15 protein-coding genes and 1 pseudogene are annotated in these 16,133 nt (G+C 59.5%); 7 read left to right on the top strand and 9 right to left on the bottom strand.

Annotation, left to right across the window (positions count from 1 at the left end):
- A pseudogene (locus GE543_RS23675) lies at positions 1-804 on the top strand (toxin); the annotation flags it as partial.
- Positions 805-955: 151 nt separating this feature from the next.
- Entirely contained in the window at positions 956-3,664 is a 2,709-nt protein-coding gene (locus GE543_RS23665; protein ID WP_153222503.1) for an RHS repeat domain-containing protein, read from the top strand.
- Here GE543_RS23665 and GE543_RS23660 read toward each other — a convergent pair.
- From GE543_RS23660 to GE543_RS23645, 4 genes are all read right to left on the bottom strand, one after another.
- Complete coding sequence (locus GE543_RS23660) at positions 3,652-4,809, bottom strand: phosphatidylserine/phosphatidylglycerophosphate/cardiolipin synthase family protein (RefSeq protein WP_024638319.1); 1,158 nt, start codon at positions 4,807-4,809, stop codon at positions 3,652-3,654. The genes GE543_RS23665 and GE543_RS23660 overlap by 13 nt on opposite strands.
- 1 nt (position 4,810) lies before the next feature.
- Positions 4,811-5,392, bottom strand: a complete 582-nt coding sequence (locus GE543_RS23655; RefSeq protein WP_004416281.1) for a YceI family protein — start codon at positions 5,390-5,392, stop codon at positions 4,811-4,813.
- An 89-nt stretch (positions 5,393-5,481) separates the two neighbouring features.
- Complete coding sequence (locus tag GE543_RS23650) at positions 5,482-5,811, bottom strand: amidase (protein ID WP_153222502.1); 330 nt, start codon at positions 5,809-5,811, stop codon at positions 5,482-5,484.
- A complete protein-coding gene (locus GE543_RS23645) occupies positions 5,808-6,914 on the bottom strand; it encodes a serine hydrolase (RefSeq protein WP_153222501.1) in 1,107 nt (368 codons plus the stop codon). The genes GE543_RS23650 and GE543_RS23645 overlap by 4 nt, the downstream gene beginning before the upstream one ends.
- A 337-nt stretch (positions 6,915-7,251) precedes the next feature.
- Here GE543_RS23645 and olsB point away from each other — a divergent pair, with 337 nt between their 5' ends.
- On the top strand, positions 7,252-8,007 hold the full coding sequence (gene olsB / locus GE543_RS23640) for an L-ornithine N(alpha)-acyltransferase (RefSeq protein WP_003405915.1): 756 nt from the start codon (positions 7,252-7,254) through the stop codon (positions 8,005-8,007).
- Entirely contained in the window at positions 8,007-8,801 is a 795-nt protein-coding gene (locus tag GE543_RS23635) for a lysophospholipid acyltransferase family protein (protein WP_153222500.1), read from the top strand. Before olsB ends, GE543_RS23635 begins: the two co-directional genes overlap by 1 nt.
- Here GE543_RS23635 and GE543_RS23630 read toward each other — a convergent pair.
- Positions 8,759-9,358: an ACP phosphodiesterase gene (locus GE543_RS23630; RefSeq protein ID WP_153222499.1), complete on the bottom strand. Its 600-nt coding sequence runs from the start codon at positions 9,356-9,358 to the stop codon at positions 8,759-8,761. The two genes, GE543_RS23635 and GE543_RS23630, sit on opposite strands and share 43 nt — an antisense overlap.
- A 164-nt stretch (positions 9,359-9,522) precedes the next feature.
- Between GE543_RS23630 and GE543_RS23625 the strand changes: the two genes are divergently transcribed.
- The 3 genes from GE543_RS23625 to GE543_RS23615 are packed head-to-tail and all read left to right on the top strand — an operon-like array spanning position 9,523 to position 12,102.
- Entirely contained in the window at positions 9,523-9,837 is a 315-nt protein-coding gene (locus GE543_RS23625; protein ID WP_003313487.1) for a helix-turn-helix transcriptional regulator, read from the top strand.
- Positions 9,838-9,864: 27 nt separating this feature from the next.
- Positions 9,865-11,031, top strand: a complete 1,167-nt coding sequence (locus GE543_RS23620) for an MFS transporter (protein ID WP_003413288.1) — start codon at positions 9,865-9,867, stop codon at positions 11,029-11,031.
- Positions 11,032-11,052: 21 nt separating this feature from the next.
- Complete coding sequence (locus tag GE543_RS23615) at positions 11,053-12,102, top strand: alkene reductase (protein WP_046236972.1); 1,050 nt, start codon at positions 11,053-11,055, stop codon at positions 12,100-12,102.
- Positions 12,103-12,186: 84 nt separating this feature from the next.
- Here GE543_RS23615 and GE543_RS23610 read toward each other — a convergent pair whose 3' ends face one another.
- From GE543_RS23610 to GE543_RS23595, 4 genes are all read right to left on the bottom strand, one after another.
- Positions 12,187-13,068, bottom strand: coding sequence for a hypothetical protein (locus tag GE543_RS23610; RefSeq protein ID WP_153222498.1), 882 nt, complete (start codon positions 13,066-13,068; stop codon positions 12,187-12,189).
- 137 nt (positions 13,069-13,205) lie between these two features.
- The gene (locus tag GE543_RS23605; RefSeq protein WP_003413292.1) at positions 13,206-14,057 is read right to left on the bottom strand and encodes a hypothetical protein; all 852 of its coding nucleotides are present in this window, start codon (positions 14,055-14,057) and stop codon (positions 13,206-13,208) included.
- 98 nt (positions 14,058-14,155) lie between these two features.
- Positions 14,156-15,148, bottom strand: coding sequence for an NAD(P)-dependent oxidoreductase (locus GE543_RS23600; protein ID WP_153222497.1), 993 nt, complete (start codon positions 15,146-15,148; stop codon positions 14,156-14,158).
- 73 nt (positions 15,149-15,221) lie between these two features.
- The gene (locus tag GE543_RS23595) at positions 15,222-16,121 is read right to left on the bottom strand and encodes a LysR family transcriptional regulator ArgP (protein ID WP_003413294.1); all 900 of its coding nucleotides are present in this window, start codon (positions 16,119-16,121) and stop codon (positions 15,222-15,224) included.
- Between the last annotated feature and the right edge of the window lie 12 nt (positions 16,122-16,133).

Below are 16,133 nucleotides of genomic sequence, written 5' to 3'. Positions count from 1 at the left end.
GATCAATCCGGATCCGGCGGGGATGTGGATGGGTTGAATCTGTACGGGTACGTAAAAAACAGTCCAATCACCTATTACGACAGGTTGGGATATATGGGGAAGCACGCGCTTGAGTCTCAGACATCATCCGCTCGTCGAAAACCGATAACCTCAAATAGCTATGCGCTTGAAAATCAAGATGCGAGACCTGGTGTTTTGTGGGGCGATCAAGAGCAATTCCTAGGACCTGTGTACACAATACCAGACAGATATCTTGTTTCCGGATTGGAAGAAAGATTGGCCGCAGTTGATAAACGTTCCGGCGAGGCGACCGCTATCGTAGCGACGATGTTTGACCATAACAGCAGCTTCGCATACGACCCCTACACCATAGAATCAAAGCATCTTCAAAAAGAGGACGACTTCCTCAACGACTACGCGCCCAACGAATGGACCTTTCGTTCAAATTACAAAAGAAGCGGAAGCAATGACTATCATGCCAATGACGTAGTCCGATACCAGTATAAAACCATTGCCCAAAAAACAAATACCCATGGTGTTTTACCTTCGGTTATAAAAAATAGCTTCGTCGTGAATAATGAGACGTTGACGAAAACTTCGACAATAGAAAACAAAACTCCGGAAATGCTACAGACTTTTCTTCAGGAAACGCCCAACGGCAAGCGAACTCAACGAGTACTTGACGACTTTGGCATGGAGGCTTTATGGGTTGATCGGCAGGGGGACTCAGAATTCCCCTTCGCTGACTTTATTGTTGCTGTACGCCCTAAACAGCAATCATATAGCCAGACTGGCTTTTACTAGGGAAACGATGGGGAAGACTTCCAAATTTGGTAGAACGTCTGATCTCAATCGCCGAGACGCCTGATGAAGCAGATGACCTTCACCGAAGCCGAATACGCTGCCTGGAAAGTTTCTCCAGGTCAGTATCAGGTTGGTAAAAGGACGTTTAGACATGAACGAAGCTACGCATGCCCACACACCAACGCTGGCAGTGACAGACCCACGATCGCTCACCGTGCGTAGCATCGCCTTACTACGTCAGGACTCAAACCAAGCCGCCGATAAGCGCGTGACGCATCAGACATACGATGTGGCGGGACGTATCATCGCTCAGCGAGACCCACGCCTGAGCAGCGATGCGTTGCCCACTATCAGCACACTGCATTCGCTTTCCGGCCTTCCTTTGCTGACCAACAGCGTCGATGCTGGCTGGCGGGTTGTCTTGGCGGGCGAAGCGGGTCAAAGACTGGCGAGCTGGGACGGCCGTGGCAGTAAGCGAAATATTGAGTACGACGTTAGGTTGCGTCCCTTGGCCATCATTGAACAAGGTCGGGTCGTTGAGCGCTTTAGTTATGGCGACAGGGACGTAACGATCGGGCATAACCAATGCAATCAACTCGTCCGACATGACGATACAGCGGGCACACGCTTTTTCCCGGACTACGCATTGCAGGGGGCGTTGCTGACCGAGGCGCGGCAATTCCTTTTGTCGCTCGACGTGCCGGACTGGCCGGTCGCCGAAGCCGAGCGCGATGCCTTGCTTGAGCCGGCTCCGTTGCAAAGTCGGTGGAGATTCAATGCACTGGGCGAAGTCCGCGAGCAAGCCGATGCCATGGGTAACCGGCAGGTGTTCAGCCGGACCATTGCCGGGCAATCGAAGACACTGGGCCTTATGCAAGCAGGCATTTCACAGCCGCAGGCATTGCTTGTCGATACCCGTTACAACGCATTCAATCAAGTCGAACAAGAAACAGCGGGCAACGGCGTAGTCAGCCTTTACGCCTATGATCAGCAGGACGGCAGGCTGACCGGGCTGAGCGCGATCTCTGCTGACGGCACGCTGCTGCAGAAACTCAATTACAGCTATGACCCGGTGGGCAATATCCTGCTCGTCAACGATACGTCTCAACCCGACCGGTATTGCGACAACCAGCTTATAGAACCCATCAGCCATTACCGTTACGACACGCTGTATCAACTGATCGAAGCCAGCGGCCGGGAGGTCAGAAACGGTGCCAGCCATGGTCCGGCGCTGCCCGGTCTGCAACCTCTGCCGACGCTCGATCCTTGCCAGGTCAGCAACTACACACAGAATTACAGCTACGACGCAGCGGGCAATCTGCTGCAAATGCGCCACGAAGGCGCACACAACTTCACCCGCAACATGCACGTTGCCCCGGACAGCAATCGCAGCCTGCCCGACGATGACGGCAATGTGGATTTCGCCACGAGTTTTGATGCCAACGGCAATCTGCTGCAACTGGTTCGCGGGCAGGTTATGGGTTGGGATGCGCGTAATCAGTTGCAGCACATTACCACTGTGCAACGTGAAGACGGGTCGAACGATGACGAACGCTATGTCTATGACGGCCAGGGTCAACGTTGTCGCAAGATCAGCACCGCGCAGGCATCAGGTCGCACACTGACCAATGAAGTTCGCTACCTGCCGGGACTGGAAGTTCGGACCACGGCCGATGGAGAAACTCTTCACGTCGTTACGGCTCAGGCGGGTCGCAACAGCGTGCGGGTGTTGCACTGGGAAGCCGGAAAGCCAGGCGCTATTGCGAACGATCAGGTGCGTTACAGCCTGGGTGATCATCTGGGCTCAAGCACGCTGGAGCTTGATCAACAAGGCGGTTTGATCAGCCAGGAAAGTTATTATCCGTTCGGCGGTACGGCCTGGTGGGCGGCGCGCAGTGCGGTGGAAGCGAAGTACAAAACAGTTCGGTACTCGGGCAAGGAGCACGATGCCAGCGGGCTTTATTATTACGGGTACAGGTATTACGCGCCATGGCTGCAGCGGTGGATCAATCCGGATCCGGCGGGGGATGTGGATGGACTCAACCCTTTTACGTTCGTGAGAAATAACCCTCTGTCAAAAAATGACCATTCAGGGCTCGTGTCTTACAACGTAACCGGACTGGAAGAACGCCTTGAGCAGGCGAGAAAAAAGTCGTCCGACCACTACCGATTTATTGAAAGCAACCTACGTCACAAGATGGGAATACCTGGATTTGGAGACTACTCCATAGGTTCCAGACAAGCGCGACCGGGCTCAAAAGCCAGTGAGTTTGTGAATACCTACACGCCCGACGAATGGACCTTTCACATGAATTACAACCGTTCAGACGGCCAGCGCGTGTACTACGCCAATGAGGTTGCCGTTACGCAGTACACGAAGGTTGCCGAGCAACACGGGTTTTTCGGCCAACTTCCAAGCCGGATAATCAGGGAAAATATTTCGAACGAGGAAACACTCCGGACATTGAGTCGCCATGACAGCGCCGCGCCAGACTTCAAGGAGGTTTTTTTCTCGGAAACGCTTAACGGCAAAACCACTAAACGAATCCTGGAAGATTTTGGATTAGCAGCCATACGAGTGGACAAAGTTTTCAAAGGCAATCAACTGGACATTCATATTCACGTTGAACCCGAAAAGACGTCTGCAATGCAGTCAAACGAGCATGAGCCAGTTGCGAGTCAAGGCGCACCGCCCCCCTTGCCCACCTCAAAGCCACCCGTTTTGAGTCAAGGATTGCAGCACACCTTCGCTGATACCGAAGATACGCCACCGCCTCTGCCATTGACTGCACCTCCACAACGGCTTCGCAAAAGCAGCGCGTCGAGTTTTGCCATGTTCCGTAGCGCTCAGTTACGCTGATCCAGCAAGTTCACCACCAGCCGGTCGATCCAGCCCCACAAGCGCTGCTTGACCCGTCGCCACAGCGGTCTGGCCTTCCAGTCTGCCAGCGTGGTTTCGGCGCTCAGGGCGAAGTCTTTTTCGAAGCTGGCGACCACGTCGCGGGTCAACCCGGGGTCGAGGGCTTCGAGGTTGGCTTCCAGGTTGAAGCGCAGGTTCCAGTGATCGAAGTTGCAAGAGCCGAGACTCACCCAGTCGTCGATCAGGACCATTTTCAGGTGCAGAAAGCAGGGCTGGTATTCGAACACCTTGACCCCGGCGCGTAACAGGCGCGGGTAGTAGCGTTGACCGGCATAGCGTACGGACGGGTGATCGGTGCGCGGTCCGGTCAGCAGCAAACGCACATCAACGCCACGCGCCGCAGCCCTGCGCAAAGAGCGGCGAACTTTCCAGGTGGGCAGAAAGTAAGGGGTCGCCAGCCAGATCCGCTTTTGCCCGGTGTTCAGCGCACGCACCAGCGATTGCAGAATATCGCGGTGCTGGCGGGAATCGGCATATGCCACGCGGCCCAGCCCCTCGCCGGTTGTCGGGGCCTTGGGCAGGTGATCAAGGCCGAAGTTTTCTTTCGGACGCCAGGCGAAACGCCGGGCGTTGGCGTGGAACTGCCGGTTGAACAGCGCCTGCCAGTCAATCACCAGCGGCCCGGTGATTTCGACCATCACTTCGTGCCACTGGCTGGCGTCCTTGTCCGGCTCCCAGAACTCGTCGGTCACACCGGTGCCGCCCACCACGGCCAAGGCCTTATCCACCACCAGCAGTTTGCGATGGTCGCGGTAGAAGTTACGCACGCCCCGCCGCCAGTGGATCGGATTGTAGAAACGCAGAATCACACCGGCATCGGTCAGTTGCTTGCGCAGGCCGGCGTCGAAGGCTTTTGAACCGAAGTCATCGAACAGGCAGCGTACGATCACCCCACGCCTGCCCGCCTCGACCAGCGCGCGCACGATGGCGTCAGCGCAAGCCCCGGCTTCGACGAGGTACAACTCCAGATCGACCTGCTGCTCGGCGCGATCAATGGCTGCGATCATGCGCGGGAAGAACGCAGGACCGTCGATCAGCAATTGAAAGCGGTTGTTTTCACGCCACGGAAAAATCGCACCGTTCATATCAGCGCGCCGTGAAGATCAGGACAGCCCCTACCGGAACCGAGAGGCTCACCGCCGACAATCCTGCGGCATTGCGCAAGGCCTTGAAGTCCGGGGCCATATCGAAATCCTGGGCATGGATCACCAGCGGCTCGAGCGTCACGACCTGAAAGCGCCGCTCGTCGAGACGCGTCGCCAGCAGCTCGGCGTTATAGCTGTGGGTCTTGCCGCGCAGGCTGACGGTCAGCGGTAAACGCAGTTCCAGTTGCGCGCCGGGCGCGAGGTCGTTGATCGGGCGCATGTCGAGCTGCGCATTGATCTGAGCAGTCGGAAACTTGCGCACCTGAAACACCTGCTCTCGAAGGCGCTCGTCGCGCAGCGGAATGCCGGTGCTGACTGAATCGGTTTCAACCTCCACCTCAGCCAGCCCCTTGGCGTCGACTTTGCCGTGCAGCACGAGAAAGCGATGCACTTCGGCAATATCGGCATTTTTGGTCGAGGTGAACGAGAGTCGCGACGACTCGTTATCCAGATACCAGTTCGCATGGGCAGGTAACGCCACTGCGGCCAGCAGGACCAGCAGCAGGCGATTCATAGTGAGCATGCAGACTCCAAACGTACAATTGAGGGCCACCTTATCCGCCTGTCTGACCGCTGGCAAACGCCTGCGTTCGGCGGCCCCCCATCAAGCCCTCACGGCAGCAGGCGACAGCCCTGTCGCTCATCCTGCCACGACGCGCTGCTGGTGCGTCCAAGGCCGCTGGCAATGACCCGTTTCTGACTGCTGTCGTCGACCAGGGTGCTGGGCAGATACTGCTTGATGTAGCCCTGGCAATACGCTTCGGAATTGTTCATGACGTACCTGCACGAGCAGTATTCCTTGGCGGTGTAGGCACTGATGATGGTCGGAAATGCCTGCAGGTTCACACGGTACTGCCAGGCGAGTACGGCAAGTGCGGCAACGATCAGCAACAGCAGGCTGCTGAAGAGACGGCGCAGGATGAACATTCGACGCGTGCTCATTGACCGCCCTCCTTGCCAAACGCGGCCTGTACGCGCTTGAGCATTTCATTGTGGTTGTAGGTACTGTCGCGGTCATCGGCATAGCGCACGATCACCAGCTTCTGATCGGGAATCACATACAGCGCCTGCCCCCAATGCCCCAGTGCCGCGAAGGTGTCAGGGGGCGCATCTGGCCACGGTCCTTTGCCGCCATCGGCAGCACGGTTGAGCCACCATTGGCCTCCGGGCACTTCAACGCTGGCATCCACGCCTGCACCGGCAAACGGCGTCAGCGCGAAGTCCATCCACGCCTTGTTGAGCAACTGCCGATCCTGCCATTGCCCGCCGCGCTGCATCAGCAGGCCGATGCGGGCCAGATCGCGGGCGGTCATGTAGGCATAGGAAGAGCCTACAAATGTACCCGCGCCATCGGTTTCCCAGACCGCACTGCGGATGCCGAGCGGGTCGAACAGCGCGGTCCATGGATAATCTGGATAAGCCTCATCGCCGACCATCTTTTTCAAGGCCGCCGCCAGGGCGGTGCTGTCGCCACTGGAATAAAGGTAAGTCTTGCCGGGGGGTTGGGCAGCGCGGTGATCGGCGGTGAAGCGCGCCATGTCGTCACGCCCACGGGTGTAGAGCATGGCGACCACCGAGGAGTTGAGCGGAGCGTATTCGTAGTCCTCCTGCCAATCCAGACCCGACGCCCAGTGCATCAGGTCTTTGATGGCGATCTCGGGGTGCGCCTTGAACGGCGTGTAGAACTTCGCCACCGGATCATTCAGTTGAAAGCGTCCTTCTGCAAACGCCACCCCCAGCACTGTCGCCATGATGCTTTTGCTGATCGACCAGGTCAGGTGCGGCGTTTGCGCGGTGGTTACGCCGCCGTAGCGCTCGTACACAACTTCGCCATCACGAATGACCAGCAGCGCATCGGTGCGAATGCCCTTGCGCGCGGCGTCGTCACGAGGCGGGAAGGCGTAAGCCTCAAGCTCTTCGATGGCCGCCGATCGCGGCACAGACTGAGAAGGCCATTGCTCTGCCGGCCATGTTTGAGCAACGACGCCCTGGGCACTGAAGCCCAGGATTAGAACCAGACACAGACGGACAAATCTACGCGGCATGACAGGGCCTCTACAGAATAGTCCGCATACCGTATCAGCGTTTCATGACAGTCAGCCATTACCTCGGGAGCAGACGCAGAGCGTCACGAACTGCATTCCCACGCGGAGCATGGGAACGATAGTGATCCTGCGTACGCCGCTCGTTCCTCACGCTACGTGGACTGCCCTCAAGACCTGACACAGGGGAAATGGCCACAGCATCCCCCGTCACACAACCATCACCAAAGCTTCACAGGCATGACACGGCATCTCCCTAGCCTGCAAGTACGGCAAAGCGCCTGGACAAATCAGTCACCAGCCCTTTCTGCATCTGCAAGGCTGGCTCATGGAGATTCGTATGACCCAGATCGCCCGCATTCGTGACAACACTTCTGAACGTCGTCTTCAGGCCGAGCGCCTGATTGGAGCGCGCGCCTTGCAGGAAGCACAGGCGTTGCGTTTCAGTGTGTTCAGCGAAGAGTTCAACGCCCGTCTCAACGGCGCTGAACAAGGCCTGGACATCGACGATTACGATGTTCACTGCTCGCACATCGGGGTACGCGACCTGAACACCGGGCGTCTGGTTGCCACGACCCGGCTGCTCGACCATCAGGCCGCCAACACGCTGGGGCGCTTCTACAGCGAAGAAGAGTTCAGCCTGCACGGGCTGGTCAATCTGCAAGGGCCGATCCTCGAACTGGGCCGCACCTGCGTCGACCCGGCCTATCGCAACGGCGGCACCATTGCGGTGTTGTGGAGCGAACTGGCCGAGGTGCTCAACGAAGGCGGCTACAGCTACCTGATGGGCTGCGCGAGCATCCCGATGCAGGACGGCGGTATTCAGGCCCATGCGATCATGCAACGCCTGCGCGAACGCTACCTGTGCAACGAGCACCTGCGCGCCGAGCCGAAGAATCCGCTGCCGACCCTCGACATCCCGAGCAATGTGATCTGCGAGATGCCACCGCTGCTCAAGGCCTACATGCGTCTGGGAGCCAAGATCTGTGGCGAGCCGTGCTGGGACGAAGACTTTCAGGTGGCCGACGTGTTCATCCTGCTCAAGCGCGATGACCTGTGCCCGCGCTATGCCCGCCACTTCAAGGCGGCCGTGTGATGAGCCGGTTGCGCGGCTATGCCCGCGTAGTCCGGGTGCTACTGGTCGTAGCGCTCGGATTGACGATTGCCAGCGCGTTCGCGGTCCTGGAACGCACCAGAATCGGAGGTTCGATGGAGCGCAGGCAGCGCTGGAGCCGCTGGTTCATGGCACGCCTGACCAACGCCCTGCCGTTTCGCGTCACCGTGACAGGTCAACTGCCAACCCAGCCCATGCTGTGGGTCAGCAACCATGTGTCATGGACCGACATCGCCCTGCTCGGCATGCTCGCGCCGCTGTCGTTTCTGTCGAAAGCCGAAGTGCGGACCTGGCCGGTAGCGGGCTGGCTGGCGCTGAAGGCCGGTACGCTGTTCATTCGTCGCGGATCGGGCGACAGCCGTCTGATCCAGAAGCAGATGTGCAACCACCTGCAACAAGGCAACGCACTGCTGATCTTCCCCGAAGGCACCACCACGGACGGCAAGAGCCTGCGCACCTTTCACGGTCGTCTGCTGTCCAGCGCTATTGACGCTGGCGTGCCGATTCAGCCGGTGGCCATTGGTTACTCGCGTGACGGCAAACCGGACCCGATAGCCCCGTTCATTGGCGACGATGACTTGCTGTCGCATTTGCGCCGACTGTTCGCCAACGAGCAGAGCGACGTGCATATTCACCTGCTGACGCCAATCCCGACCGCTGACCAGGAACGCGCCGCACTGGCCTTCAAGGCCCAGCAGGCCGTTCAGGTGGCGTTGTTTGGCGAGCCGCCGGTTCAGCCGAGCGAAGTGGTTTCGCGTCCGGCCCGAGCGGCCTGAACGAAATCCTCGAGCAGCGGATAGAACTCGGCGAAATCCGCACTCAAGGGCTGGTACAGCGCCTGCAGTTCCTGCATGCCGCCGGCCAGCCCTTCGGGTTTTGACAAGCGTCGGGATATGCCGCTCAACACCTGCTCCAGCACCTCGAAATCCCGATACGACCCCAGCCAGTCCTGCGCCGCCATGCGCGGTGCGATCAGCGCCAGCCGCTCGGGCAATTGCGGCTCGGCAGCCAGCGTGCCATAGACTTTGCGTGTGAATGCGTCCAACGGCAGGTCGGCATAACGATGCCAGTCGCGCGCCAGGCAATGATCGAAAAAGACATCGAGCATGATGCCCGCATAGCGCCGTCGCTGGAGCGGAAAGCGGGCGATGGAAGCCTTGATCAGCGGATGACTGTCAGTGAAGGCGTCGATGCTGCGGTGCAGACGAATCGCCGCCTCCAGTTCCGCAGGAAAACGTCCCGGCAACGGACCTTTGACGAAATCGCCATACAGGCTGCCAAGCAATTGAGCGGGCCGGTGCCCGCCAAGATGAAGATGTGCCAAGTAGTTCATGGCTGCAAGCCTAGGCCGCTTTCGGGCCCGCTGTCCATATATCGTTATAACCCGATATAGCGATTTGGCTGATCCTAAGCACATAATCATATTTGTATATCGCGAAATACAGATATAAGGTTCGCTCTATCGCGATATAACGCTACACCGCCTGTGAGAACGACATGCCTATCGACCTCGACGACATAATAAAAGCCCTGGCCCACCCGGTCCGCCGAGAAATCCTGACCTGGCTGAAGAACCCCCGCGCAAGCTTTCCCGCCCAGGAATACTCGATCGAACACGGCGTTTGCGCCGGACAGATCGATCAGCGTGCGGGATTGTCACAATCCACTGTCTCGGCCCATCTGGCGACCTTGCAACGCGCTGGTCTGATCAGCAGCAAGAAGGTCGGCCAATGGCATTTCTTCAGACGCAACGAAGAAGTCATACAGGCATTCGTTCAGGCGCTGGTTGAAGAACTGAACAACCCGACCTGATTTCCAACGTTTACCAGGAGCTGCCCCGTGCCTCTTTCGCTACTCATTCTGGCCCTGAGCGCCTTCGCCATCGGCACCACCGAATTCGTCATCATGGGCCTGCTGCCCGATGTCGCGGCCGACCTCGGCGTATCGATCCCCGGCGCAGGCTGGCTGGTGACCGGCTATGCGCTGGGTGTCGCCGTCGGTGCGCCGTTCATGGCCATGGCCACGGCAAAACTGCCGCGCAAGGCGGCGCTGGTCACGCTGATGGGGATTTTCATCATCGGCAACCTGCTCTGTGCGCTGGCCAGTGACTACAACGTCCTGATGTTCGCCCGCGTGGTGACTGCACTGTGTCACGGTGCGTTCTTCGGCATCGGTTCGGTGGTTGCCGCAGGTCTGGTGCCCGCCAACCGTCGTGCCTCGGCGGTGGCCTTGATGTTCACCGGCCTGACCCTGGCCAACGTACTGGGCGTGCCGCTGGGTACTGCGCTGGGTCAATACGCAGGCTGGCGCTCGACGTTCTGGGCCGTCACGGTCATCGGCGTGATTGCGCTGATCGGCCTGATCCGCTTCCTGCCGACCAACCGCAATGAAGAAAAGCTCGACATGCGCGCTGAACTGGGCGCCCTGCGAGGGGCCGGCATCTGGCTGTCGCTGACCATGACTGCGCTGTTCTCGGCGTCCATGTTCACCCTGTTCACTTACATTGCTCCGCTGCTCGGCGAAGTCACCGGTGTATCGCCCAACGGCGTGACCTGGACCCTGCTGCTGATCGGCCTGGGCCTGACCGCCGGCAACGTGATCGGCGGCAAGATGGCCGACCGCCGCCTGTCGTCCACGCTAATTGGCGTATTCGTCTCGATGGCGGTGATCTCCACCGTGCTCAGCTGGACCAGCACCGCGCTGATCCCGGCTGAAATCACCCTGTTCCTCTGGGCAGTCGCGGCCTTCGCTGCCGTCCCGGCCCTGCAGATCAACGTGGTGACGTTCGGCAAAGCCGCACCGAACCTGGTTTCAACCCTGAATATCGGCGCCTTCAACGTCGGCAACGCGCTGGGCGCCTGGGTCGGTGGCAGCGTCATCGCCCACGGTCTGGGGCTGACCAGCGTACCGCTGGCCGCCGCCATCCTGGCCGTGCTGGCGCTGCTGATTACCCTGATTACCTTTCGTCAGACCGGCAACCCCGACCTGGCCCCTGCTACGCATTGATCAATTACGAGGATTAGACACATGACGACTATCTTTGACCCGATCACCCTGGGCGATCTGCAACTGCCCAACCGCATCATCATGGCTCCACTGACGCGCTGCCGTGCCGATGAAGGCCGTGTACCGAACGCGATGATGGCCGAGTATTACGTGCAGCGCGCCTCGGCCGGCCTGATCCTGACCGAAGCCACCTCTGTCTCGCCTATGGGCGTGGGCTACCCCGACACCCCGGGCATCTGGTCCAACGACCAGGTACGTGGCTGGAGCAACATCACCAAGGCCGTGCACAACGCCGGTGGTCGTATCGCCCTGCAGTTGTGGCACGTGGGCCGTATTTCCCACCCGTCATACCTGAACGGCGAAACCCCGGTCGCGCCGAGTGCCATCGCGGCCGAAGGCCATGTCAGCCTGATGCGCCCGATCACCCCATTGCCAACCCCGCGCGCGCTGGAACTGGCGGAAATCGGTGACATCGTCGAGGCCTATCGCGTCGGTGCGGAAAACGCCAAGGCTGCGGGCTTCGACGGCGTGGAAGTGCATGGCGCCAACGGTTATCTGCTTGAGCAGTTCCTGCTGACCGGCAGCAACCAGCGCACCGACGAGTACGGCGGTTCGGTGGAAAATCGTGCGCGTCTGCTGCTGGAAGTGACCGACGCAGTCATCGATGTCTGGGGCGCTGGCCGTGTAGGCGTTCACCTCTCGCCTCGTTTCGACATGCACGACATGAGCGATGCAAACCGTGCTGAAACCTTCAGCTACGTGGCCAAAGAGCTCGGCAAGCGCGGTATCGCCTTCATCTGTGCCCGTGAGCATGATGCTGAAGACAGCCTCGGCCCACAGTTGAAGAAGGATTTCGGCGGCGTCTATATCGCCAATGAAAAATTCACCAAGGACACGGCCAACGCCTGGCTGGCAGAAGGCAAGGCAGACGCCATTGCCTTTGGCGTGCCGTACATCGCCAACCCGGACCTGCCTGAGCGTCTGGCCAGCGATGCGCCCCTGAATGAAGCCCATCCGGAGACGTTCTACGCCAAAGGACCAGTCGGCTATATCGACTACCCACGGATGTAACCAGACGCTGCAACAGCAAAAACCCTGACGCGCGAGCATCAGGGTTTTTTATTGCCTACAGCCATCAGCACTCCAGCATTGGCACTACGGCTTGGCGTCAGCCGCGGCCGTCCCCAGCAAGTTGCCTTGGGCGTCGGTGATACTGCCATCCGGATGCTTCCAGCGTCCGTCCGGGTAGTTGATCGAGCCATCCGCCAAAACCCAGGTTCCGTCCTTGTGCTGCACATCGCCATTTGCGTTCTCTACCGAACCATCGGCATGCACCGTCGTGCCGTCGGCATGCTGCACGGCCCCGCTTGGATGGGTAAGGGTCTGACCATCCGCAGACTGAACTTTGCCGTCCGGATAGGTGATCGTGCCGTTGGGATTTACCATGTGGTGGAACGCCGGGATCAGTTGCAGCACGCCCGTTACGGTATTGACGGTCGTCAGCACCTTTTCCAGACGCGAAGGTGGCGCAGGGGTCGCGGGAACCGTTTGCGGCGCCAGCGGAACGCTGGCAGGCCGGACGATCGGTTTGTCAGGCGGCGATACCTTTGCAACAGGCGGCCTGACAGGCGCTCCCCCTCCTGTCACTTTCCCGCCAGCCTGCCCAACCTTGACCGGTGGCCTGATAGGCGCGCCACTATTTGCCCCGGACCCGCCGGTTTGCCCAACCTTGACCGGTGGCCTGGTAGGCGCGCCACTATTTGCCCCGGACCCGCCAGCCTGCCCGACCTTGGCCGGTGGCCCACCGGCCTGCCCAACCTTCACAGGTGGCGCCTTCCTTACCGGTGGACCGTCCGGGCTCGCTGCCCTCTTCGGACGCGCGAACCCATAGTCTCCAGCGGGCGCTTGCGTTTCAGAGAGTTCTTCCACATCCGGTTCTGCTCGTTCGACAGAGGCATCCATTGGCTGGCGATCTTCACCAGCGACGCGGGCTTTTTCTTCAGGCGTATCAGCGTTCATACCATTGATTCCATTCATTATTGAAGCTCCATTTATTTAACAGCAACGCAACTTTAAGCCGCCCCTCACTTGGCAAGCACATATTTATTTGTGGGGTGCAAAAAAGACCGGAGCATTTGCCTGCCGCCATGGATAGCGGCAGGCAGACTCGGGGGTCAACGACGAGCGTTGAGCTGTTGCGACAGGTTCTGGATCTGGCTGGTCAGGGTATTGATGTTACGAGTCACCTGAGCACGAAACGCATCGAACTCGGCCGTATTGGCTTGCGCTGCAGGAGCCGGGCGGTTTTCCTGTTCGCTTTTCAGCACCATCAGGTCCTGTTCCAGGCGTTCGACAGCGGCAGACGGGTTGCCCTGCTTTTTCAACGTGGCGACATCGGCTGCCACGCTTTTGATCTGTGCATCCAGCTTGCCCTGATCCGCCTGAGCGGTCTTCAGGTCAGGCAACGCCGCCTTGAGCGTGGTCAGTTCAGCGACGACGCTTTTGAGCTGCTCCTGCAACTGCGCGTTTTCACTCTGCTGCTGGGCGGTTTGCGCGGCCATCTGCTCCAGACGCTTGTCGAGACTGCCCTGCTGGCCTTCGACCCCTTCGCGCTGCTTGTCCTGATCTTCCAGTTGCGCTTCGAGCAACTTGATACGCTGCTTGAGCGCCTCGCCATCACTGGAAAGCGCTTCGGTCGCGACCACCTTGCCGGAAATATCCTGCAAGCGCCCCGCCGCTTCTTCGCTGATGCGCGCGAAGCTTTCCTGAGTCGCCACCAACTGCTGTTCCATCAGGGAAACCTGCTGAAAGCTCCACCAGCCCAGACCGCAGAAGGCGATGAACAACGCACCGACCAACGCCCACAAAGGCCCGGTGCTCGGCGCCTTGACCTTGACTACAGGCGTGGTGCGCGAATAGACGGTGGTTCGCTCGCGTGCGCCATTGCTCGGCGCGAAGTCGTCGTCATCGTCCTTGGCGCTCAGGCTGGGAACGTCATCGACGTCGTCGTAGGGATCGTTGCGCATGAATAACCCTTCAGGAAGCTGTTAAATCAAAGTTCGTAGATCAAAGTTGAGCAGTATAACAACAGCGCAGAATCAATCTCACTGTGCTACTGCCGCATTCAGATCGCGTGCTGTGCCTGCCACCAGCCACAGAATTCATCCAGCGCCGCCCACAGGCTGACCTGGGGCTGATAATCCAGATAATGCCTGGCGCGGCTGATATCAAGCGTAAAATCCGTGTTCATGACCTGCATGCCCACTCTCGACAGGGTAGGTTCAGGTCTGCCCGGCCACAGCATACAGGCAGCCTCATTGATCGCCGCGGCGCTGTAGGCCAGCCCGTACGAACGATAACGGGTGGCCTGCGGCAAGTGCATCTGGCGCATCACGTAATTGATCGCGTCCCACAGCGGGACCGGCGTGCCATTGCTGATGTTGTAGGCCTTGCCCAGTGCCGAACCCGTTGCCAGCAAACTGCTCAGCAAGGCTTCGTTGAGGTTCTGCATGCTGGTGAAATCCACCACATTCAAGCCATTGCCGACGATCGACAGGCGCCTCTTGCGCTGCATGTGCAGCAAACGCGGGAAAATGCTGTTATCGCCCGCACCGGTGACAAAGCGTGGCCGCAGGGCAATGACTTCCAGCCCGAACTCTTCGGCACCGAAGACCTTTTGCTCGGCCAGGTATTTGGTGGCCGCGTAGTGATTGTGAAAGCGCTTGGGCACCTGCTCTTCCTTGATGCCACGGTGCGAGCGGCCATCAAAGTAGATCGACGGCGAGGAAAGGTGAACCAGCCTTCGCACCCTTTGTTTCAGGCAGCCCTCGACGATGTTTTCCGTGAGCTGCACGTTGCCCTGCATGAAATCCTGGCGACGTCCCCACGTACCGACCGAGCCCGCGCAATGCACGACCGCTTCCACGTCATCGCACAGTGCGCGCACCAGATAAGGATCGGCGAGGTCGCCCTGGATAAACTCGGCACCGCGCCTGACCAAGTGCTCGACACCTTCGGCACGACGGCCATTGATCCGCACGCTCATGCCCTGCTCAAGGGCAAAACGCGCAAAGCGTCCGCCAATGAAGCCGCTCGCGCCGGTGACCAGAATCTTCATTTACCGCTCCATTAACGCGTCTGCAGGAAAGGAAAACCCTGCCTGCATGGATTACACATGATCCTGTTGACGATCAGTCTTCGCTCAGCGGCACCAGCCAGTGAGCCGAATGTTGCGCAAGATGTTCGGTGAGGCGCGTCAGAAGCTGCCCACCATTGCGCCAATGATGCCAGTAGAGCGGCACATCGATGCAACGGTCCGGCAGCAATTCGAGCAGCGTGCCGTTGCGCAACTGGTCGCGCACCTGCAACTCGGGCGCCAGCCCCCAGCCCATCCCCGCCTCGATCATACGGATGAAACCTTCGGAAGAAGGACACAAATGATGCTCGAAGCCGTCCTGAACACCCAACAGAGCCAGATAACGATGCTGCAGAAGATCGTCCGGCCCGTATACCAGTGCCGCTGCTCTGGCGAGCGTTTCCGGGCTGACGCCGTCCGGAAAATGGCGGGCGATGAACGCCGGACTGGCCAGCGCCCGGTAGCGCATCGCCCCCAGCAACTGGCTGCGGGCCCCGGCCACCGGACGCTCGCTGCCACACAGGCAGGCCGCTACCTCACCGGCGCGCATGCGCTTGAGGCCTACGTCCTGATCTTCGACAACCAGATCCAGCAGCAAACGGTGTTGCGTACAAAACGCGCCAATGGCCGGCGCCCACCAGGTTGCCAGACTGTCGGCATTCAGGGCGATGCGCAAACGCTCGGGCATGCCCTCCTCGTCCAGTGCAGGCACCTGGCTTTGCAGGTCGCGCTCCAGCAAACGAACCTGCTGCACGTGATTGAGCAGGCGCCGGCCGATGTCGGTCGGGCTCGGCGGCGTGGCGCGGACCAGCACCGGCAGGCCAATGCGTGCCTCCAGCAATTTGATGCGTTGCGAGACCGCTGACTGAGAAAGCCCCAGCACCTGAGCAGCGCGCTCGAACCCGGCTTGCTCGATCACCGCCGCCAGCGCTGACAGCAGTTTATAGTCGAACATCAGTTTTCCTAA

This window comes from Pseudomonas sp. SZ57, assembly GCF_009495975.1.
GTDB lineage: Bacteria > Pseudomonadota > Gammaproteobacteria > Pseudomonadales > Pseudomonadaceae > Aquipseudomonas > Aquipseudomonas syringae.
The sequence above is the reverse complement of the archived record's forward strand: the minus strand, read 5'-3'. Positions and strand labels throughout refer to the sequence as shown.

Coding starts and splice junctions, on each gene's coding strand:
- GE543_RS23665 (WP_153222503.1), top strand. CDS start 956: ATGAACGAAGCTACGCATGCCCACACACCAACGCTGGCAGTGACAGAC.
- GE543_RS23600 (WP_153222497.1), bottom strand. CDS start 15,148: ATGAAGATTCTGGTCACCGGCGCGAGCGGCTTCATTGGCGGACGCTTT.
- GE543_RS23650 (WP_153222502.1), bottom strand. CDS start 5,811: ATGAGCACGCGTCGAATGTTCATCCTGCGCCGTCTCTTCAGCAGCCTG.
- GE543_RS23615 (WP_046236972.1), top strand. CDS start 11,053: ATGACGACTATCTTTGACCCGATCACCCTGGGCGATCTGCAACTGCCC.
- GE543_RS23645 (WP_153222501.1), bottom strand. CDS start 6,914: ATGCCGCGTAGATTTGTCCGTCTGTGTCTGGTTCTAATCCTGGGCTTC.
- GE543_RS23660 (WP_024638319.1), bottom strand. CDS start 4,809: ATGAACGGTGCGATTTTTCCGTGGCGTGAAAACAACCGCTTTCAATTG.
- GE543_RS23610 (WP_153222498.1), bottom strand. CDS start 13,068: ATGAATGGAATCAATGGTATGAACGCTGATACGCCTGAAGAAAAAGCC.
- GE543_RS23625 (WP_003313487.1), top strand. CDS start 9,523: ATGCCTATCGACCTCGACGACATAATAAAAGCCCTGGCCCACCCGGTC.
- olsB (WP_003405915.1), top strand. CDS start 7,252: ATGACCCAGATCGCCCGCATTCGTGACAACACTTCTGAACGTCGTCTT.
- GE543_RS23595 (WP_003413294.1), bottom strand. CDS start 16,121: ATGTTCGACTATAAACTGCTGTCAGCGCTGGCGGCGGTGATCGAGCAA.
- GE543_RS23655 (WP_004416281.1), bottom strand. CDS start 5,392: ATGCTCACTATGAATCGCCTGCTGCTGGTCCTGCTGGCCGCAGTGGCG.
- GE543_RS23605 (WP_003413292.1), bottom strand. CDS start 14,057: ATGCGCAACGATCCCTACGACGACGTCGATGACGTTCCCAGCCTGAGC.
- GE543_RS23635 (WP_153222500.1), top strand. CDS start 8,007: ATGAGCCGGTTGCGCGGCTATGCCCGCGTAGTCCGGGTGCTACTGGTC.
- GE543_RS23630 (WP_153222499.1), bottom strand. CDS start 9,358: ATGAACTACTTGGCACATCTTCATCTTGGCGGGCACCGGCCCGCTCAA.